This is a genomic window from Neobacillus sp. NPDC093182 (assembly GCF_044754045.1).
The window spans coordinates 79712-102288 of sequence record NZ_JBIVOI010000012.1; the positions used below are offsets into that span (position 1 = coordinate 79712).

The 22577-nt window shown below is 39.7% G+C and carries 14 protein-coding genes; all 14 read right to left on the minus strand.

From position 1 onward, the window contains the following. Positions 1-98: 98 nt before the first annotated feature. Complete coding sequence (locus ACIQAA_RS21005; protein WP_402623189.1) at positions 99-2327, minus strand: alpha-galactosidase; 2229 nt, start codon at positions 2325-2327, stop codon at positions 99-101. A gap of 99 nt (positions 2328-2426) precedes the next feature. Continuing rightward, the gene (locus ACIQAA_RS21010) at positions 2427-5606 is read right to left on the minus strand and encodes a glycoside hydrolase (RefSeq protein WP_402623192.1); all 3180 of its coding nucleotides are present in this window, start codon (positions 5604-5606) and stop codon (positions 2427-2429) included. Positions 5607-5853: 247 nt separating this feature from the next. Beyond that, the gene (gene lacZ, locus ACIQAA_RS21015) at positions 5854-8880 is read right to left on the minus strand and encodes a beta-galactosidase, LacZ type (RefSeq protein WP_402623195.1); all 3027 of its coding nucleotides are present in this window, start codon (positions 8878-8880) and stop codon (positions 5854-5856) included. A gap of 37 nt (positions 8881-8917) precedes the next feature. Continuing rightward, the gene (locus tag ACIQAA_RS21020; RefSeq protein WP_402623198.1) at positions 8918-9736 is read right to left on the minus strand and encodes a carbohydrate ABC transporter permease; all 819 of its coding nucleotides are present in this window, start codon (positions 9734-9736) and stop codon (positions 8918-8920) included. Beyond that, positions 9729-10592, minus strand: a complete 864-nt coding sequence (locus ACIQAA_RS21025; RefSeq protein WP_402623201.1) for a carbohydrate ABC transporter permease — start codon at positions 10590-10592, stop codon at positions 9729-9731. Before ACIQAA_RS21025 ends, ACIQAA_RS21020 begins: the two co-directional genes overlap by 8 nt. Before the next feature lie 202 nt (positions 10593-10794). Beyond that, positions 10795-12084: an ABC transporter substrate-binding protein gene (locus ACIQAA_RS21030; protein ID WP_402623204.1), complete on the minus strand. Its 1290-nt coding sequence runs from the start codon at positions 12082-12084 to the stop codon at positions 10795-10797. Between the two features lie 177 nt (positions 12085-12261). Next, positions 12262-14019, minus strand: a complete 1758-nt coding sequence (locus ACIQAA_RS21035; protein WP_402623545.1) for a cache domain-containing sensor histidine kinase — start codon at positions 14017-14019, stop codon at positions 12262-12264. A 14-nt stretch (positions 14020-14033) separates the two neighbouring features. Continuing rightward, complete coding sequence (locus ACIQAA_RS21040; RefSeq protein ID WP_402623207.1) at positions 14034-15551, minus strand: response regulator; 1518 nt, start codon at positions 15549-15551, stop codon at positions 14034-14036. A gap of 183 nt (positions 15552-15734) precedes the next feature. Next, positions 15735-16109 carry a DUF2264 C-terminal domain-containing protein gene (locus tag ACIQAA_RS21045; protein WP_402623547.1) on the minus strand — a complete coding sequence of 125 codons (375 nt, stop codon included), beginning with the start codon at positions 16107-16109 and terminating at the stop codon, positions 15735-15737. Continuing rightward, positions 16052-17599 (minus strand): DUF2264 domain-containing protein, encoded by a 1548-nt coding sequence (locus ACIQAA_RS21050; RefSeq protein ID WP_402623210.1) that lies wholly within the window; start codon positions 17597-17599, stop codon positions 16052-16054. Before ACIQAA_RS21050 ends, ACIQAA_RS21045 begins: the two co-directional genes overlap by 58 nt. A gap of 16 nt (positions 17600-17615) precedes the next feature. Next, entirely contained in the window at positions 17616-18740 is a 1125-nt protein-coding gene (locus ACIQAA_RS21055; RefSeq protein WP_402623213.1) for a glycoside hydrolase family 88 protein, read from the minus strand. A 14-nt stretch (positions 18741-18754) separates the two neighbouring features. Next, positions 18755-20581 carry a heparinase II/III family protein gene (locus tag ACIQAA_RS21060; RefSeq protein ID WP_402623216.1) on the minus strand — a complete coding sequence of 609 codons (1827 nt, stop codon included), beginning with the start codon at positions 20579-20581 and terminating at the stop codon, positions 18755-18757. Positions 20582-20595: 14 nt separating this feature from the next. After that, the gene (locus tag ACIQAA_RS21065; protein WP_402623219.1) at positions 20596-21429 is read right to left on the minus strand and encodes a carbohydrate ABC transporter permease; all 834 of its coding nucleotides are present in this window, start codon (positions 21427-21429) and stop codon (positions 20596-20598) included. A gap of 12 nt (positions 21430-21441) precedes the next feature. Beyond that, positions 21442-22380, minus strand: coding sequence for a carbohydrate ABC transporter permease (locus ACIQAA_RS21070; RefSeq protein ID WP_402623222.1), 939 nt, complete (start codon positions 22378-22380; stop codon positions 21442-21444). Positions 22381-22577 lie beyond the last annotated feature (197 nt).

A 22577-nucleotide genomic window follows, 5' to 3' on the forward strand; every position in this document is an offset into this window, starting at 1 on the left:
GTTTAGTTTAATTCATACCGTAAAATAATTCTATTGTTTTTACTAAAATTTTTACTAAAAAATTAAAAGCAGTGCATACACACTGCTTTTCCAAGAAATTAATTCACATTTTCATCCGTACTTTTTAAATAAAATATGTTTGATTGGAAGTCTCCTCTTCGTTTCGATGATTTTAAGTTTACTCCATTAAACTCTGTTGGAAGTTGAAGTCCTGCTTGCATTAGCTCATCACCGTAATAAATTCGGCCATCCAATTCATATGCTTTATCTGCTGATAGTCCACTTAGCAGTAATGTTTGCTGTTTTCGAGAGTTTGACGTTGCCAATACCTTATAATAGCCTACTAAAGCTTCCGATTTGTCTGGACTAACCACCATCCAAGCCGTCTCATTACCTGAGAACGGACTTAAAAGTCGGTAAAATTGGCCATCCCGGATCAAGCGGCGCTGCTCTTTATAAAAAGCAACCTGCCCTTTAATTTCCTTCCGTTCTTCTTCCGTTAATGATTGTGGATCTAGTTCGTAGCCGAAAGTTCCAAAGTAAGCCGTATTTGCCCGTGTAGAAAGCGGAGTCTCTCTAAATGTTTGATGATTTGGAACCGCGGAAACATGGGATCCCATACTGTACAATGGATAGGCAAAGGATGTGCCATATTGAATTTTTAGCCTTTCGACAGCATCAGTATTATCACTCGTCCATGTCTGTGGTGCATAATACAACATCCCAGGGTCAAAGCGCCCGCCGCCGCCAGCACAGGATTCAAACAAGACATGAGGGAACTCACTCGTTAACTTTTCATACAAAGAATACACACCTAAAATATAGCGATGGAAAAACTCTCCCTGCTGATTGGGTGCTAATTTTTGTGAAAAAGGCTCCGTTATGTTACGGTTCATATCCCACTTTATATATGATAGATTTGTTTGTTTAATAATCCCGGACATTTTTTCATAAAGATAATCAACAATTTCCGGTCTTGAGAAATCAAGTACCAGCTGATTTCGCCCTAAAGTATGGTGCTGGTCTGGCATCCCAACAGCCCAATCAGGGTGCTCTTTAAACAACTCACTGTTTGGACTGATCATTTCCGGTTCAAACCAGAGACCAAATTTCATCCCGGCATCATTAATCTTTTTTGCCAAGCTTTCTAACCCATTCGGAAGTTTAGTAAAGTCAACATGCCAATCTCCCAGCGAGGAGGTATCATCATTTCTTTTTCCAAACCAACCATCATCAAGAACTAACATTTCGATCCCTAATTCACTGGCAGACTTCGCAATATTTACAAGCTTTTCCTCGTCAAAATCAAAATACGTCGCTTCCCAGTTATTAATAAGTATTGGTCGCTCTTCCTTTTTCCACTGCTCTGGTATCAGATTCTCGCGGTAAAGCTGATGGAAGGCCTGACTCATCCCATTTAAGCCTTGATCAGAATAAACCATGACTACTTCTGGTGTTTGAAATGTTTCTTTTGGTTCGAGACCCCACTGAAAGGCAAAGGGATGAATCCCCACGGTTAACCTCGCCATGTCGTAGTGATCTACTTCAACCTGCATAATGAAATTACTGCTATATACGAAATTAAAGCCGTAGACTTCACCGCTATGCTCCGTGGCGGTTGGCCTTCTTAACGCTAAAAACGGATTATGATGGTGAGAGCTGGCACCCCTCAAACTGGAAATTGATTGTATACCCGTTTCTAGCTTACGTTCCTTCACATGCCTTTCGCGAGCCCATGCCCCAGCTAAATGATTAAATATAAAATTCTTATCCGGGAGGTCGAGTACCGCAGCCATTAATCGTTCAATGACAAGATTCTCTGTACCATAGTTTGTCAGGGTGGCACTTCTTGTAATCACAGGCTTATCAGGAAAAATTGAATAGTTTATTGTTAATTCTGCCTGAAGGAATTCATCCTTTAATCGAATTTGCAATGTACTTGCTTCATTGCCGTACGTTGCTGGAAGTCCCTCAAGACGGGGTTTTCCTTCTAACACAGAATAGGAGTCATATGTAAAAGTTGGAACACTGGATTCTTTTTCTTTCCGGACAGAAATGGCTGGTTCACGAAAATCTGAATTTCCGTAAGCAGGATATTCCTGTCTTAATGTTTCCAAAACAAATGCTGTATCATCTGCATATACATGACAACTTGCACCGGTTGGAACATCATAAACTTGCAGATGGGAAAAATCGTCCCTATGCCGTAACGCCTTTCCATAATAAAGATGGCCTAACTGTCCATTTTTCATCACGTGAAAAATATAACTTACCTGGCCATTTGTTAAATGAAACTGTTTTTTTTCTGAATTTGTATGTATCAGCATTATAAAATCACCTTATCCTAGACTAGTTTAGTAGCGTTATGCTTTAAATAGGGGAAGCTAATGAATGCCTCCCCCATAAATGAAGTAATATTAATTTAACTATTGACCTACTAAAGTACCTTCTTCATTAACAAATTTAATGGTATATCTTTTTTTCTGTTTCCCATCCTCAGATGTAACGGTAATAACAGCTTCTCCTGGCAGGGTCTCAGGCAGTTTAATTTCTGCCTTTGCTAAAATGTCGCTTGTAATTCCTTCAATCGTTAACTCCTTATGGATACGACCATTCATTTCTACTTGATAGACGAGAGTATCTGCTTTAAAGCCCTGAAGCTGCTGTCCATTAATCAGGATGTTTTCTAACGCGGCGTCCTCTCCAACTCTTGGGACAGAAGTTTGGCCTTCTCCCCATACCATTAGTTCGGAAATCGCAATACAAGTTCTTGACATAGCTGTCATCATTGCCCGAACTTTTGAAGTAACAATCGGTTCAAAAGAAATATTAACCTCTTTTCTAGCATCTACATTGGTTTGTGTTCCTTCAATGTCAACCCAGTTACTGCCATCCCTGTATTGCAGGTACAATGTTTCTGCTGGTCTTGTACCTCCGAAATCGTCATAGAAATGGAAATCAACTTTCGAGATTGTTTCTTCCGTACCTAAATCAATCGTTACCGAATCTTCTGGCCTCCACGCATTTGGATCCCAGTTAGTCCAGCGGACACTGGAAATAATTCCGTCAATCATATTTGCCGGCTTATCATACATTCCTGTAAAGGAAGCACTTGCCTTTGTTCCAGTCCTTAAGGACAGATTTTCCAAGGCATCTTCTGTGACTTGTATTTGCGCAATAGCTTTTATAGGACTATATGGATTTTTCCCTCTCACGGTAAATTTCCCATAATCAGCGTATAATGATGGGTCGATTTCATCCCAAAGGACTTCTACTTTCCCATCTGCCCCATTTGCTAATTTTACTGCCACTTCCTTTGGTAATTCCGGGGCTACTCCCGGTATCGTTTTAATTTTTACAGGCTCGAAACTTTCAATTTTTGATACCGTTACAGTAGCAATGGCTTTGATTTCCGTATTTTCTACCGTACCCTCCACCGTAAAAACATTTTCTTTATCATAAAGTTTTGGGTCAATATTATTCCAAACTACTTCTTTTAGAACCTCGTCACCATTTCCATAAACAGCTGTTACCGCTTGAGGAAGAACTGGTGTTGTCTTTTTCTTTGGTACCGTAACTTTAGTGTGTTCCACTTTGACGATTTCTGCTTTTACCAACTTCCAAACTTGATTGTTACCTGCATTTGGCTGCCATAGAGTGGCGTTTGCGTTCTCAGCGATCGATTGTCCGCCGATTTCAAGCAATTGACCATTTTCAACGTTAACAAAGGTAAATTCTCCATTACCATAGGTTGAAAGAATCCATTGTTGATGGAGTTGATCCTTATCATCTTGTAAAATAGCAGCTCCCTTTGATGAACCAAGGACCTTTCCTGTTGCAGGATGGAAAATTTGATATTGCTCCTTGTTGCTGTACCCATCGGTTACCTTTTGAATCTTCCAGCTCTGACTCTCTTTTTCATGAAGCGTTGTTTTCTGAACAACCGTCTGGTTGTCAGAGGTAATGTCGAGTACTTTACCACTGTGCTTGTTAAGCATTAAGTATTCTTCTTCGTTATCAACAACACTTTGATCTGGTTTTACACCTGAGACGTTTGATACAACAAAGGTTGTAATGGATTGCGGTTCTACCGTTGCAGATAATTTCTTATCAGCAATTTTGATTGCTGAACCTTGTGCAATATTTTTTGTTGCTGAGGTTACATGAGGAATCGCTTCTGCATATTCTTTTACCGTTTCAAACCCGGATAAGTCGAAGTTGAGTGCTTTTTCCTCAGTACTATTGTTTGTATAGACAATAACTACTGAATCATTCTGTTTATCAATTGCTGCCAATGTACTGGTGCTATTTGAATTAATTACTTGAGAACCAGGGCGGATAAACTTACTGTAGTTCCCCATTGCGTAATACTTTTTATTTTTATAAATGGTTACCTTACTAAAATCTTCTGGGTCAAAGTCTACTTGAATTAATCCCCAGTTCCCATTTTCGTGTTCCGGGCTCATATTGACTTCGTCTTCAATTGACTGCCAAAGCACCCAAGCCTCTGGCTCCAATTTCTGAATATCCGTGGTAATCCTTTCAGATAAGCCAAGGCCCGTGCGGATATCTTCATGATTTTGCCCAAAGCCGCCTGGGCTTAAGTCCACTTCTGACATCCACAGTGGTTTTCCTGATATTTTGGCAAGATCTCTTACACCCGTTTGCTCCTCCGGCCAATACGTATGTACATTTAATTGACCAATGTTTGCTCGTGTCTCGGAACTATATTGCTCCCAATTCTGCCTAAACTTTTGTGGATTTGTTTCATCCATTCCCGATACAACTGTACTAAGTTGCTTTTCTACTAATTGCTTTTTCACTTCATTAATAATTTTCTGTTGTGAAGCAGGTGACCAGTTCGAACCTTCTTGTCTGCCTAGTGCACGCCAATAGCCTGTGTTTGGTTCATTTATTGGAGACAATGTTTTAAATTCAATGTCCATATCTTTTTGTAAACGATCAACAACTGTTGTTAAATACGTTGCGAATTCTTCAAATTGATCTGGCTTTAAATTATCATTCCATGGATCCCAGTTACCAGATACATACCCGCTTTGAGTCATAAAGTATGGAGCGGAATTGGAGAAGGCTTCGAACGTATCGGCACCTCTATCTTTTGCGGCTTCAAGCCACCAGCGCTGATTCGCATCCGCATCCCAATTCCAGTGGTCTGGATTTTTTGGATTCCACCAATTTTCTATATCCGGATTCACATCTGCCGGCCGGTTCCAAAATCCAGGGATTGCTCCGCCTTTACGCATATATGGCTCGGTCTCAGGTGAATCACCGCCGCCAATATTATAACGAGCAATATTAAAATTTAATCCATTTTCCCCAAAAAGATCATCAGCTAATTGATTTCGAAGTTCATCTGGCCAGCCGCCAGTTATGTTGGCAAACCAAACGAGCGCTGTTCCCCAGCCATCAAATGGTTCATGCTGATAACTTGGATCTAATTTAATGGTTTCCGCGTTGGAGATTGCTCCAGCAACAGTTTCATTTGCAGCAGCTTTCTGTGGTACTGCTGGCGAAATAATCCCTACTAGAAGTAATACAATTAAACCGTAGATAAAAAACTTTCTTCCATACTCCCCTTGCAACATCAATATTTCCTCCCTTTTATAGGTAAACTCTTGATGTTCGTACTCTAAGATGGATGACGAAATCTTTTACTGCAGGTCATGCAGTAATCCCGACCAAGGAATCACCCCCTTAAATGAAGAGTTAAAATTACTTATCTTCTAGATATTCTAGTTCAGAATATTCAGATAACGAAAGACAAAACTATATCTTTTTACCTGCCAATTTAACTTTGTGAAGAGTCCGTTACCCGGTACTCTTCACAAACTATTAGACTCTATGAATGATAAATTCGAATTCTATATCCTGATCAGCCTTGATAAGGTGTTCGTCATGAACAGGTGCTCCCCAGCTGTCGTCCCCGCCAACACCCATCTGCTTACCGGCAACTGTTACCACGGTATAATGAACAGGTGGAAGTTCATAAACATGCTGAGCATTCTCAAGTTCAAATGCAGTATATGGACTAATATTACATTCCAGTGGTTTTGTTACCGAAGAAATTCTTATTCCCTGACCATTACGGTTTGTCAAACTGACACGGCGGACACCGGTTTTATTACCCGATTCCTGAGGCATAACATAACCTGATAGATTATCAAGTACTTGGTTTTTAAAGATACCAAGTTTAGCACCCATCGCCCGGTCAGAGTAGTTCTCTTCTGGTCCCATTGCATACCATTCTAATTGATCATAATCTGCTGGAACCTTGAAGGACACTGCAAAAGTCGGCAGCTGCGGCAGATTTTCTGCCCCTTTATAAACAGACTTAACCTTAACACTTCCATCTGGATAAACTGTGTAAATGGTCTTGACTTCGATATCCTGATTAATGGAGAATTTATAAGTAAATCCTACACTCATATAACTTTCTTTTTCTTCTACTTCAATATTTACACACTTTCTCGCCAAGCTCGCTGCATACCAAAGCCCGGAATGGAAACCTTGAGAATAACCTCGATCATTGTCAGTCGTGGCTCTCCAGAACAATGGTGCTGGTGGAAGTGAAATCATTTCTTTGCCTGCGTAGTTAAGAGAAACTAGACTGCCTGCACCTTTTGAGAACATTACCGTGAAGTCACGGCCATGAACTCCAATATTGACATCCCCATAGGCCAACCGTAAATCGCCGCTTGCAGGTGCTATTTCTTTTGTCCCCACTTGATAGACAAACTGACCGAATGCAATCTCATATCCTGCTTCTGCCCAAAGGGTGTTTTCCTTCAACACTAGTGATGATTGAACGCAATATTCACCTGTTTCAGCTTTGAACTCTTTAGGAATATCAAACTCAAAACGTCCCTTACTTTGCGGTTCAACCTCTGCAAGCAGTGAATTTCGGTACACTTCCTTTCCTTCACGGAATAGAACATACTCGAGCTCATAGTGGTCCGTATTAGAGAACAAACTTTCATTTTTAATGGTTACACCTGTCTGGTCTGGTACTAGTTTAAAATCTTGATATAAAAATTTCACTTCCTGCATTTTAGGAGAAAGTTCTCGATTCGCATAGACAATTCCATTTGTACAGAATCCATAATCCGTCGGACGATCACCAAAATCGCCTCCATATGCTAGGAATTCATTTCCGTAACGGTCCTTTTTATAGATGGATTGATCGATATAATCCCAAATAAACCCGCCCTGGTACATTGGATATTTCTGCTCTAAATCTGTATATTTGTACATCCCGCCTAGTGAATTCCCCATAGCATGCATGTACTCGCAGCTAATGTAAGGCTTCTCTGGATTGTCATTTAAATATTTTTCAATATCAGCTGGTTTCGCATACATACGGCTTTCCATATCACTCGTATCGTTATAATCACGGTTGTGGAAAACTCCTTCGTAGTGTACCAGTCTGCTTGGATCAACCTTTTTGAAATATTTAGAGACATTCAAAATGACTTCACCAGCGTATGATTCATTCCCACAAGACCAAATCAAGATAGATGGGTGATTCTTATCTCGTTCTACCATTGAAATAGCTCTGTCCATGACAATAGCTTCCCACTCCGGCTTATTACCTGGAATATTCCACGAAGGCTCTACTGCCCCCATCTTTTGCCATGATCCATGCGTTTCAAGATTCATCTCATCGATGACATAAACGCCATATTCATCACATAATTCGTACCAATAGGTTTGATTTGGATAATGTGAGGTTCGGACTGCATTAATGTTATGACGTTTCAGTGTTTTAATATCCCAGAGCATGTCTTCTTTTGTAATCGCCCGGCCGTGACGGGGATTGAATTCGTGACGGTTCACGCCCTTGAATACAATCCGCTCACCATTGAGGTGCATAATTTTATTTACGAGTTCAAATCTTCTAAATCCAACCTTCTGAGCTACAACTTCTACTAAACTTCCAAATTCGTTGTAAATTTGTATAAATAATTGGTACAAATAAGGATTTTCTGCACTCCAAAGCGCTGGCTGCTCGACCGGCATGATAATCGACCACTTGCCATCGATATTTTCAGCTGTGCCAGTTTGAACAAGAGCACCTTTTCTATCGACTAATTCTGCTGTAATTTTCGAAGCGACTGACCCTTGAAGCTTTAAGTCGACAGATAGAGTCCCTCTTGTAAAAGTGGAGTCCAGTTCAGGACGAACATGGAGGTCGGCGGCATGAATTTCCGGAACGGTGTAAAGGTAAACATCACGGAAGATTCCTGAAAAGCGCCAAAAATCCTGATCTTCAAGCCAGCTGCCTGTACTGCGCTGATAGACCTCCACTGCAAGTTTGTTCTCACCCTCAACTAAATAAGGTGTAAGGTCAAACTCTGCCGGAGTAAATGAATCCTCACTGTAACCGACAAATTCTCCGTTTAGCCATACATAAAAAGCAGATTCAACACCCTGAAAAGAAATATAAACCGGATGCCCTTGCATATTTGCAGGAACATCGAAATATTTCACATAGCTCCCAACAGGATTATGGTCAGTCGGAATCTCAGGCGGACGAAGCTCATGATGCCCATCCCATGGGTACATCGTGTTGACATATTGCGGCTGCCCATAGCCTTGGAGTTGAATATGCCCCGGAACCGTAATATCCCCCCAGCCTGCGCAAGAGTAATCTTTCTTAAAAAAGTTCACTGGTCTATGGTCTGGATTAATACTGTAGTAAAACTTCCAGTCACCGTTTAATTCATGACGCATTTTCATTGGGGAGGCGCTTTTTGCCTCCGCCAATGTTTCATAATAGACATGATCTGAATGGGCAGGAACACGATTCACTGCAAAAACATTCACATCTGTAAGCCAATTTAAACTTGGAGTGGTTGTCATCTCTATTACACTTCCTATCTACATTAATCTGAATCCGCTATTTTACAGAGCCCATCATACCCGCAACAAAATGCTTTTGCATAATAAAGAAAATTAGAGCTGCTGGCAGGGTCGCAATGACGATGGCTGTCATAATGACACCGTAGTCAGGAGAATAACTTGAACCTAGGACAGAAATCAGCAATGGAATCGTCTGATTTTCTGGAGACTGCAGCACGACAAGCGGCCATAGATAGCTGTTCCAGCTAGCCATGAACGTAATAATCGCAGCTGCAGCGTAAGTTGTTTTCATCGTTGGAATGTAAATTCTGAAAAACACACCCAACTCTGTTAATCCGTCAATCCTTCCCGCTTCAAGAATATCCTTTGGAAACATCTTCGTGCTTTGTCTGAAAAAAAAGATAAGAAAAGCGGTTGTAACCGTCGGTAAAATAACGGCAGAAATTGTATCAATTCCAATCATCTGCGCCGTCTGTGATATTGTCCCAAACATTCGGAATAACGGAACCATTAATGCTGCAAAGGGAATCATCATTGAAAGCAATAGGAAGTTAAACAAGTAGTCCTTTGCTTTACTCTGGTAAATTTCAAATCCGTAGCCCGCCAAAGAGGCAATAAGCATTCCAAGAACCGTAGTGATTATTGAGATTTTTGCTGAATTCACTAAGGCCGGAACGAGATCTACTGTATTCAGGAGATTCGTTAGGTTCTCTAGAAAATGACTTCCTGGCAATAACCTGCCTTTTGTAACGTCGACTGATTTATTCGTTGAACTGACAATCATCCATAAAAATGGAAAGATAGAAATGATAGCAGCGACTGTAAGAAATCCATAACCGAAGACTTTTTTAAGCATTTTTATCACCTGCCACTTTAAACTGAATGATTGAGAAGATCACAATTAGAATTACAATTGCGTATGAAACAGTAGCCGCATAGCCAAAATCCGGAGTATATTTAAACGATAGATTGTAAATATACTGGGAGATGGTCATTGTAGCATTACCTGGTCCACCCGCCGTAATATTCATTACTTCATCGAACAACTGAAGTGTTCCAATGGTGGAAGTAATCGAAGTAAACAAAATAATTGGCTTTAACATTGGAATGGTAATCTTGAAAAAGGTTTGGATCGGTGAAGCCCCATCTATTTTCGCCGCTTCATAAATAGATTGGTCTACGTTCTGCAGTGCAGATAGATAGAAAATCATATTATAGCCGGTCCAGCGCCATGTAATTGCGGCAATGATTGTGATTTTTGCCCAGAATGGATCTGTTAACCATTGAACCGGTTCTGAAATGAATGACAATTTCATTAACATAATGTTAACAATGCCATCTTGCCCAAATAAATATTTGAAAGTAACCGAATAAGCTACAAGTGATGTTACGCATGGTAAAAAGATTGCCGTACGGAAGAAGCCTTTAAACTTCAATGCTTTATCATTTAGTAACACAGAAATAAATAAAGCTAGAATAATCATAATTGGTACTTGAATCATTAAATAAACGACCGTATTTTTTACTGTCGTCAGAAATACCGGGTCTTTTAATAAACGTGCATAATTTTCGAGGCCGACAAATGTTAAGTTTATTCCCCTGCCGGATTGTAAGGACATAATGAAAGCTTGAACCATCGGGTAAAAATAAAACAAGCAGATCATCACAGCTGCTACAGTAACAAATGACCAGCCAATGGCCGCGTTTTTCATCCGAAGACCCCGTGTGGACTTAACTGTCTGCATAGGTGGGTTGGCTTTTGCAGGTATCACATCAAGTCAGCTCCTATCTTAGTTATGTTATTTCTGGTTTGACTATTTTAAAATAAAAGCCCCGTAACACTCGCCTGACACTAATCGCTCCACTTAACCGAAGGGAGAAGCCGGCGAGTACCCGAGGCTTGCTCTTATTTAATTATTTCACCTGTGTTTCAGCTTGACCTTGGGCATCTTCTAACGCCTTATTAAGATCTTTACCTTTAATAAAGTTTTGTGCTTCAACTGCAAGAATGTCTTCGATTGCATAGGTGTGTAAACCGAAGTTTACCTGTGGAATTTCAGCAGTCCATTTTGCGAAATCAGCAATGACCTTCTGTCCGCCAAAGTACTCGTCTGCAGCTTGGTACGCTTCACCTTCTGAGGCTGGCTTGTAAGTACCAATAGCACCGATTTCCTTATTGATAGTTTGGTAAAACTCAACGTTTGAACCAAAAGTTTTTCCTAGGAAGTCAGCTGCTTTTTCCTTCCCTGGTACATTTAGAACATACCAAGAGCTTCCGCCTAAGTTTGAAGCGTTAACAGAATCAGCTACACCAGGTAGTGTAGGGAAAGGTACAACCGCCCATTTACCAGATTGTGAAGCTTCAGCTTTAATGGAAGGAGTGATCCAGTTTCCTGTTGGTACAGTTGCCACATCACCGCTGTTAAAGCCAGCTAAGAATTGACTCCAGTCAGATACAGGTTTTACTAAATCCGCATCTAATAGCTTTTTATATGTTTCAAATGCTGCTTTAAGTGCTTCATTGTCAGCTAAGTTAGGTGTTACACCATCTTCTTCTAAGTACCATGAACCAGCAGTTTGGATCATCATACGAATCAATCCAAGGTCGTTAGGATCTTGTGTTAGCATTTGTTTACCAGTTGCTTCTTTTACCTTTTTACCAATTTCAATGTACTTGTCCCAGTCGATGTTTTGTAGATCTTCAACTGTGTAACCAGCTTGCTCTAAATAATCCGTTCTCACATATAATCCTGTTACCCCAGTATCAAATGGAAGGCCATAGTTTTTACCATCTAAGCTTGTTGGAGCAATTTTATAATCCGCAAAGTCCTCAGCTTTAAACGAACCAGTCAGCTCGTGGAACATATCAGGATACGCCTGAAGGAAGCTTTGTGCACGATAATCTTCAATTAAAACAATATTCGGAAGCCCTTTCGTAGTGCCAGAGCTTAAGCTTGTATTTAGCTTTTGAATAATGTCATCCTGAGCGTTTTCAATCACTTCAATCTCAAGGTCTTTATTTTCAGTTGCATAAGTGTCTTTTGCTATATTCATAGCTTTAATATTAAAGTTTGGATCCCAAGCCCATACGGTTATCTTATTGGTATCCTTTGCCTCTCCGGAAGTATCTTTTGTTTTTGACCCCGAAGAACAGGCAGTCAATAACAGTAAGCTTACTAATAATAGAGCAAGTACTTTTTTCATTGATATTCCCCCAAGTGATTTTTTGTTTGTTGTTGTAAGCGCTGTCTGCCTTACATTTCCTATGTTAGCACCAGCCCGGGGTTAACTGTTAGGACGATATTTTCAATATTTTGTACTATTTTCAGATAATTGGTCACGTTTACATTTTGGAATTTGTACTTTTTTTAGATACTAGGACTATTTTTGAATCGGCAGTGTTATTCGGACCTTTGTCCCTTCTCCTAGATTACTTGAGATGGTTACTCCATATTCTTCTCCATAAATTAATTGAATACGTTCATGCACATTTCGTACACCAATGCCTGAAAAATGCTGCTGTTTACGCTTCGTGTTTGGAAGTGTGTTATCCTCTGAAACTTCCATCCCGTCACCATTATCGATAACCTCACAAATTAGGGTATTCCCTTCCTGCCAGACAAGGACATTAATATAACCTGCCGGCTTGCGGATAAATCCATGGAAAAAGGAGTTTTCCATAAATGGCTGAAGAATCAGTTTTGGTATTTGCAGATCCATACAATCAGGCGTAACAAAATAATTTACTTTTATCCGGTTACCATAGCGTTTTTGATTAATTAATACGTAATTCTTTAAATTATCCAGTTCCTGCTTAACCGTAATGGTTTCACTGACATTGCCTATCGTGTTCTGAAGCAAAGAAATCAATGCATTAATGGTCGCTTCCGTCTCTTCTTTTCCGCCCTGTTGGACCATAAATTTTATGGATGTAAGTGTATTGTATAAAAAATGCGGGTTAATTTGCTGCTGCAGGGCAGCCAGTTCCGCATTCCGCTGATTTTTTTGTGAGACGACAAGCTGATCTACATACTCATGAAGCTCATCGAGCATCGAGTTAAATGCATGCCCGATTTGCCTTGTTTCATACGTGCCCGAAACGGTTACATACTTGTCAAACTCGTGCTTAGAAGTACTCTCAATTTGCTTTACCAACTTTGATAATGAATTGGTCATTCTTCTTGAGGCAAGGAAGACTATAATCAGCGCCACAAAGACGATACCCATTGAAATAAAGAGTATCTGCTTCTTATCGATCAAGGTGCCGAATGCTGTTTCTTTATCGATGATATTAAACATGTACATATCAAAAGATGGAAGGTACTCCATCAAGATTATTTGTTCCTTACCCCAAAAGTTTTCAATAATATAATCTTTGGATTCAGCCTCAATTTCTTGAGCATACCCAAGCAGTTCCTCCGATTTTTTACCGATAAGCTCTGATTGATCGCTCGACATAATAACCCCAGATTTGTTTACTAAGAAAACATGATTACCAGGACTAGTGTAGCTGGAGTAAAACTCTCTGAATTCATTTTCTTTAATAGCGAAATACATCGTTCCATAGACATTTCCAGAAGTTCGTTCCATTAACGCTTTCGAAGTGACAATGTAATTTCCATCCTCTTTATTAGGACGCTCATCGTATTGGTACATCAACCGCTTAGGTTCTTTAAGCGTATTCTTGGTAATGTCGCCCGTCTTCAACTCATCATCGGTAATTGGCCAATAGGTCCGGTCGGTCGCGTAAATGATTCCATTTGTACCCGTGACAATGATACCTGTCTCGTAAGTGTCCACACTAGACTCAATTCGGTTCATCTGTTGACCCAGAGTATAGTAAGCATTCAAGCGCTGAACATTGGTACCTTCTTCTGTAAGAATTCTCTTAATCGTACCGCTTTGCAATAAGTTGTTAGAAGCGATGACGACTGAATAATTATAAGTCTCAAAGCTATCTTTTACCTGATCCATTACTTTTGCGTTTGTGATACTGAATTTTTCAAAAAAGAATTCCTCTGACATCCGAATCGTAGTCCACGTTATGGTGACAGAAACGGTGATAATGATGATAACACTAATCAGAAACATGGTGATAAATAGGTTGTTATGTCTAAACCGTTCAGGAATTAATCTCATCTTCATACCATCTCTTATCTCGTGTTTTGTTTTCTTCTATATTGGCTTGGTGACAGACCAGTAATTTTTTTAAACACCTTGCAAAAATAACTGTGATCGGAATAACCGACCATTCCACTAATTTCGGAAATAGTTGCTCTTCCCTCAACAAGAAGCTTTGAAGCTTCTTCAATCCGAATCCGATTTATATATTCAATAAAACCTTCACTATTATGAGTTGAAAAATAACTTGATAAATAGGAAGGATTAAAGTGAAAATGCTTCGCAACATCTGTAAGGGTTAGCGGCTCCGCATAATGATTCTTAATAAATTCCATCAGTTTTTTCATATTCTGATTGTCGAGATGATTTTGGGAGGAAATTATACATTGATTCGCTTCCGTAATAAACTTGTTTAATTGCTCTATTACATCTTTTGCATTTTGTGCATCCTCTATCAACTTAAAATACGAATACTTGGCATGATCCAATTCCTTTACGTCGTAATCCATGTTTCCAAGTAGAACCGTAATGTTAAAGACTATGTTGCCGAAAAAAGCCTTATATTCGTATACATCCAATGTATAACAGTTAGATAATGCTGTTATATGTTCCTGAAGATAGTTAAAAGCAGCTTCAAAATTTTTCCGTTTAAATTCACCTGTAAACCAATCCAAATTGAATCCTTCACATACCGGCTCCGGATTAGGCAAGTTCTGTTTCATTAAAAGCGGCTGCTCGGAAAAATAGAAACGATAATTTAAAAGTTTTACCAGACTTTCTTTGTAAATTACCGCTAACTGAGAAAAATCCGTAAAGGTTTCACTAAGAACAAAGCCATAGCCTCCATTTGACTCTCCGAGCTGCTTAGCAAATTTAATAAAATTAGTAAAATCATTTCCGTTTACAAGAACGATATTTCGGTCGTAATAAAAGGAGTAATCCTCTTGTCCAAACTCAGCTTCAATTTTCCCCTTAATACGTTTAGGCAGGTCCGTTTCCCCACTTTTTAACACAATACCTAATAAACAAAATTCGCCATAAGGAAACACTTCAGAAAGCTTCTCGACATCATAATTAACTTCATAGCCTGAAATCAACTTCTGTATAATTTGTCCGACGGAAAGATCAACTGAAACATGCTTGTCCATCATTTGAAGAGACGGAATTCGGTCAGCTGCTGCCTTCAATGCATTTAACAGTCCTTTTGCATCCAGCTTAGGCTTAAGAATATAATCAACCACTCCACTTTGGAAGGTAGAGCGGACATAATCAAACTCTCCATAACTACTGAGGATAATAATTTCAATTTGAGGATAGCGTTCCTTAACAATTCTCGTTAGTTCTTCACCGTCCATAATGGGCATTACGATATCTGTTAGTATGATATGTGGATGTTTCATCTCAATTAATTCCAGTGCTTCGATACCGTTCGAAGCCTCTCCAACAATTTCGAACCCTTGTTGTTCCCAATTTAGATAATGCTTAATACCCTGTCTAATTAATTGTTCATCGTCAACAATAAGTACTCTTCCAAGTTCCCCAACTGTCAAACCCTATCCCTCCAGATGGTGAAAAAATTTGATATTCCCATTCTATTATACTTTTTCCGATTTGGGGAAGTTTGAAGATATTACCTATGGAAGTGTAATCCGCCATAAACAAAAATAGACACCACAATTCATTTAACAATTATGGTGTCTATTATCGGATATCCATTAAAAAAATTTGGGTCCTTAAGTGGTAACTGCTTCTTTTTGAATGACCACTGTTTCTGTACCTTGCCTGATAATAATCTCATCTTCGACAAACTCGACTTGGGGTATCATATCCCAGAGACTTAAATCCTGTTCACTTCCAGGTATCCCAAACACAGCATTTACAAGCCAGTGCGTGCCGGGTTTTAAGCTTCCTTTGACTGTCGGGATAACCGTCCTTGGGTTTAAGAGATTGGTGTTTGCATTTGGGTAGACCACATCCGGCTGGCCATTGCCATAAATACTTCGGATGCCGCTAGCACCCCAAGGTAATCTTGCGAAACTCTCTTGCTTGTTCAGACTAACTTCTTCCGTTTGACCTTTATATTCCTTGTTGCAAGACCTAGCGCAAATCCACCGTCTGCATAATCTAGGCTTCTGCTAGTTTCGATACAATGAATACGAATATGCCACGGCGCCCCCGCTACAAGCCATGTTTTAATTTCAACATCACAAAATGGCTTCCATTTGGTATAAACGACATTTTCAGAAACTGTATAGTCCACACAGGTTCTCTTACCTCTATAAATATTGTCACCTTCACTTACAGCTAACATTGAATCAAACGCACCTTGTGAAAGACCCCATTCTGCTTTCTGCACACTAAATCCAAACAGGTTTGAGTAAACAAATTTTTCATATTTGGCGGCTGCGTGAGGATGTTCATTTGTGTGCTTATACCCAGCGTTAAATGCTAGCGTATGACCTAATTCTTCTTGTCTGCATAAAATAAAACGCGGAGATTTTTGAACTACTTTTTCCTTTAAAACAGGAAGCGGCTTTTCCTCTGCCTGCCAAAATGGATGTTCCTCAGGGAGTGCTAATATTAAAAAGGTCTTAAGTGACCAATAAGGCGAACCTGGTGCATTATAGTTTTCCGCCATAACCAAACTCGGATAACAATAACCGATTGTCAGCAGTCCATTGGCGTCGAAAATTGGCTTTTTGAACCACCAGCGAAGGTTCCTTAAAATGAGCCCCTTCATCTCTCCTAAAGAAAACGGCTCAACTCCAGCATATACGAGCGCACTCCAAAAAGCTGATTGTGAAAATCTATAAGCTAAACTTCTGCCATAAGGGAGGGCGGAGCCATCACTAGCAAACCAATAGATAAAATCCTTTGCAAACGTGACAGCCCTATGTTTATACTTCATCGCTCTTTCAGGGTCTTCTTTATCCATTAGTTTTGCATAGAGCAAGCTGTAAAAATGGATGGCAAAGGGAACATAATAGTCACAGTGTGCATTAAGTCCGTCAGCATACCAGCCTTCCTCTAAATAAAACTCATCAATTCGCTCAAGATTCTTTTCTACCTTTTCCTGATCATAAGGTAATCCCACGGATTTAAATCCGAGGTTAACTATTACCGGGAAAAACAGCCAATTACAATCATAAACATTAATTTGATTGATTTGATTCAGCCAGGTAAATAGGTTATCTTTCTCCTGGTTATTAAGTGGTTCCCAAATTCTTTCTGGAGTTAACGCCAGAGCATAACCAAATGCCGCCATCTCAACGGCACGCTGATCAAAGTTTGAAATAACTCCCCAATATTCATCGTGAGTAGGATTAGTACCGTTCTTAATTCCTTGCAGACACAATTCCCAAACTTCCGAGCTGTCCCCGCCTGCAAGCATTGGGACAAGCCCCCAAAGCACCCGAGAGAATCCTTCCAGGCCAGCAATGTCATCAGAATAACTTGTGCCTGTGCTTCCTAGTTCAAGCTTAGCCTTTCCCTTGCTATAATACGGCTGCAAAGGATTAACGATTTGCTTTACTGCTTCTGCCAAATCCTCTCGAGACTGCATCGGATTTTTCTGAATTGGTAAATCGAGCTTCAGCATTCAACGACACCTGCCTTTACCAAAATAATTCCTTGTAACCTTTTAATCTAGCAAGACCTTCAACAAAGTAATAATCGCCATATATCAACGGGTTATTCATAAATTTTTGTTCTGGGAAATGGCTCGTTCCTTGTAGAACCAATCCCTCTTCCGACCCTTCCCAATCACCATAATTCTTGTATAACGATTCGAGAATTCTCTCCCCAGCTCTTTGATAAAGAGGTGATTCTGTTGAACTCACTTTATCTGCTAATAGCAGAAGCCCGCAAGCTGCAATCGCTCCTGCAGAAGAATCTCTAGGGGAATCAACACCAGCCGGCAGGAGGAAATCCCAAGCTGGAACAAAATCTTCTGGTAAATGGGAGATAAAGAAATGCGCAACTCTTTTAGCACTTTCTAAGTATTTAACATCTCTGGTATAGTGATAGCTCAAGGCTAAACCATAAATCGCCCAGGCATTTCCTCTAGACCATGCTGAATCAGGAGCATACCCCTGTCCGCCCAATGCTTCAACCCTTTCACCACTTTCAGGATCAAATCGGACAATATGATGGACGGCTCCATCACTTCGTACAAAATGGTTTAAGACTGTATCTGCATGTTTTCGGGCAACACCCTTGAACCTTGGATCACCGGTTTCTTCAGATGCCCAATATAATAGCGGCAGGTTCATCAAGCAGTCGATGATTGCCACACCACTGTTGTCCTCCCCTTCAGTCCAAGGATTCCAAGCACGTATATAGTTACCATTGACATTAAAGCGGCCCATTAAGAGATTCGCTGCAAGCAATGCACGTCGTTTAGAATTCTCTTCTCCCAGGAGTTTATACCGAGCAACGCTTGTCAGTGTCCACATAAAGCCCATATCATGGTCTAAACGATAATAATCATGCTGAACAGCGTCGAGCTTTGCTTCACACTCTTCTGCAATCTGCTTCAATTCTTCATTTTTCTGATCTCGATACAAAAGCCACAGTAATCCTGGCCAAAAACCGGCGGTCCACCAAAACGGTTCTGCAAGAACATATTGACCGTTTTCGCTTGCATGAGGGAAATTAGCCCCTATCCTTTTGCTAGTTTTATCTATTTTTTGATTCACTTTCTGCCAGGCTTCCCTTACCCATTGCGGTTGTCCTGTCATAATCTTCACCCTTCCTATTCAAATTGGAATATTAATTGAACATTACATTCTTTTACGGGGTTTAATACGGTAAAGTCGACCGCATAGTTTTCTTCCATATTCCCGAAATGATTGATAAAATTTAACTTTGTTACTTCCAAGTAAAGAAGTCTGCGATCATATAGGATTCTTAACCGCTGTTCCCCTTCTAGGATCACTTCATCATCTTCTTCCGTAATCCCTAAAGAAGGAATAACCAGCCTTTCGATAATGGATACGGGCTGTTCCGTAAAAGAATAGCTATCTTCTAGAATCAACTTAGGCAAATCCTCTTTTACCCATGTAAACTTTCGAATTAATCCATCGAGGGTCTCTAGTTCATAAGCCTTTGCTATATCTAATTCAAAGGTTTCCACTTTTTTGCCGACATCAACATGAAGAATTCTCGCATGCCGTGATGATCCTTCATCCTGAAATTGATGATTGATAATAGGAACTGAATGTCCTTGTGAACCATTACATAGAAATGTATAACGTTTCTCACTAAAATAATCTTTATTGTATAAACCACAGCCTAAATCCTTAAAAAACACTTCATTGTTTCCTTGCAGGATAAAATGGCCAATATCGTTATGGTTATGAGGTTCGTTGTTATTTCCGCCTTTTGCCGCGAAGGAAAAATGGCCAGATACTGTTTGGTGTCTTGAAATAAACCATTGTGAATCCTTGAAAAAGCTGCTCACCTGACTCCAGGGCTGATCCGGAAGTGTTTCATCAAACCAGATAAGATTTCGGATTGCGGGTGCCCATCTGCTGCAATGGTCTTCTGTGAATTTAGCACGAAGCTTTCTTTCCGGGATTTCAAAGTCAGCGTAAACCTTGCTTAAATAATGACTTAAACCTAGAAAAACAGAAGCAGTTGGATTCGCGTCCGAAAAGTTAACCACTATATTTTCATTCATAAAACATCTTTGTTGGAACAAAGCGATTTGGTGAACCTTTTCACCTTTAAATAAATCAAGTTTTCCATCACTTTTCTTTTTTACTAAATCCGCAAAATAGACGTAATAACCAAAACCATATTGCCAATAACCATAGCCTTCACGGCAAACACCATCATCGCTAAAGCCGTTTAAATAACACTGCAAAGCTGGCAGTACTTTTTCTAAAATAGCAGTAAGCTCTCCTGGGTCTTGGATTAAGTGGAGCGCTGCCGCTCCAATCGATCCTGCACATACAGCCGCCCAATTATGTTCCTGTGTTTCCCATTCATAACTTGACGTTTTAAATGGGTAAAAAACCCGTTTAAACACTTCCATGTAAATACGCTTACCTATTAATGGATCCAAAACGTCTTCTGTCAGCATGAGAATCTCTGCTAGGGAAAAAGCCGTTTCCGCTGAAAATAAATCAATCGTATAATTTTCCTCATTTGGTCTATCCAGTGAACAAATGATTGTCGCGGATGTTTCCGAGCTATTTTTTAAATGGGCAGGCAGGCACCAAGAATACTCATTGCATATGGTCCAAATCGTATTTTCCAGTGCCGTCACATACTCCTTATTCTCTGGTTCTAGCAAAACCATGATGGCAAAGGTAGTAAGGCGTCTTCTCTTTTGGAAATAGACTTTTTCGAATTCAATTCTGGACCCATTTTCAGCAAATAATCTGAACAGGGAATAGGTCAACTCTTGCTCCTCTTCCTGTAATAGCCGGTTTCCCTCTTCCCTGACTTCATCAAAAAGGAGTTTAAATTCTGGCTTATGTCTAGCGATTCTCCACCATTCTGCTTTTTCTTGTGTTGATGAAAATAATAGCGGAGACTCTGAAACCAGCAATTTTTTTAAATCAGTTGAAATCAACGATGTCGACCTCCTTAACCTTTTACTCCTCCTAATGCAATCCCTTCAATTACCTGTTTTTGCCCGATAATAAAGACAATGACTAAAGGAAGAATTGCAGATACGGCAGCAGCCATAATTAAGGAGTAGAACTCACCATTAATGGTCGTGAATTTCTGCATAGCTATTTGTATCGTTAATAAACTATCCGTACGTAAGAAAATAAGTGGATTTTGATAGTCGTTCCAAGTCCAAATGAAACGAAGAATACCATAAGTCGCAATGGCAGGTTTTACAATTGGCAGTGCAATTGACCAAAAGATTCTCCAGTGACCGGCACCATCAATTTTTGCTGCTTCAATATAATCATTATGAATGCTCATAAAAAATTGTCTTAACATAAACGTACCTAATACACTAAAGCTTCCAAGCAGGATTAGTCCGAAGTGGCTGTCAAATAAACCAATTTTACGGAATAAAATGAACTGTGGAACGAGAATCGCCTGTGGCGGAACCATATAAGTTGCTAAAACGATCATAAAAAGGAATTTACCGAATGGAAACTTTACTTTAGAAAAACCATAGGCAGCAAGAGCTGAAACTACAACGGAAACACATGTCGTGATAACGGTTACTTTAATGGTATTCCAGTAGTAAACGTAGAACGGATAGTCCCCAAACCATACTTCTTGATAGTTTTTAAAACCATTCCATCTTTCTGGAATCCATTGGATAGGGAATTTAAAAACATCTGCTTCAATTTTAAAAGATGTTGAAAGCATCCATACAAACGGCAAAAGGAACAGCACGCTGCAGACGAGCATAATAATGGTTATAATACTTTTTCTAATGACTAATGAATTTGCCATTGTTTTCCCTCCTTAATAATTCACCCATTTTTTCTGTCCGATCCATTGGAAAACAGTAATTCCGAATACGACGATAAATAGGACGACCGCCATGGCTGAAGCATAGCCAATCTTCAGATTCACGAATGCGGTATCATATAAGTTCCAAACAATCATGGAAGTGGAATTCATTGGTCCACCCTTTGTTAATACAGCAATCAAGTCAAACACCTTAAAGGTAGAAATAATACCAGTGATAAATAAGAAGAAGGACGTCGGTGAAATCATCGGCAGCGTAATATGTCTAAACTTTACCCATGCATTCGCCCCATCAATATCAGCTGCTTCATATAAATCTCTTGGAATCGATTGTAGACCTGCTAAATAGATGATCATGTTAAAGCCAATTGAAATCCAAATTTGGATAATCATGATTGAAATAAGTGCGAAGTTAGGATCTGCAATCCACAATGGCGGGTTTTCAATTCCTAACGACATTAACACTTGGTTGATTGGACCTTGTGATGGATGAAACAGCACTTGCCAGACAACCGCAATCGCAACGACACTTGAGATATACGGCATGAAAAATGCTACTTTAAAGAATCCTTTTAAATATACATTTCTGTCAATTGTTACCGCTATCAATAATGAGATTGCCATACATATTGGTACTGTTAGGACGAAAATGGCATTATTTCGAAGTGACTTTAAGAAAACAGTATCTTCAAATAACCTAGTGAAGTTATCAAAACCTACCCACTTTAGCTGTGAAAGGGGGGTAATGAAGCTCCAATCTGCGAAACTTAAAGCAAATGTTGCAAAAATGGGGAGTAAAACAAGGACTGAAACACCTATGAGCATGGGGGATACAAATAAAATACCTGCTAAATTTTCACTTTTTTCCTTGGCGATTTTTTCTTCTTTTTCTACAACCTTTACGGGTGTGGTGAGTTCTGTTTTCGCACTCATTTGATTCACCTCAATTTTTAGTATATTTTTATTATAAAATAATAATAGATTTCCCTTTTAACGGTATTTTGCTCTATATAACTACAATTTTGACTTCTTAAAAGCGGCTGTGTTATTAAGTCTGTTGATTGGAGCTCCAGGCGCTATGCTTTCCGCGGGCTCGCCCGTGAGCCTCCTCGTCGCTACGCTCCTGCGGG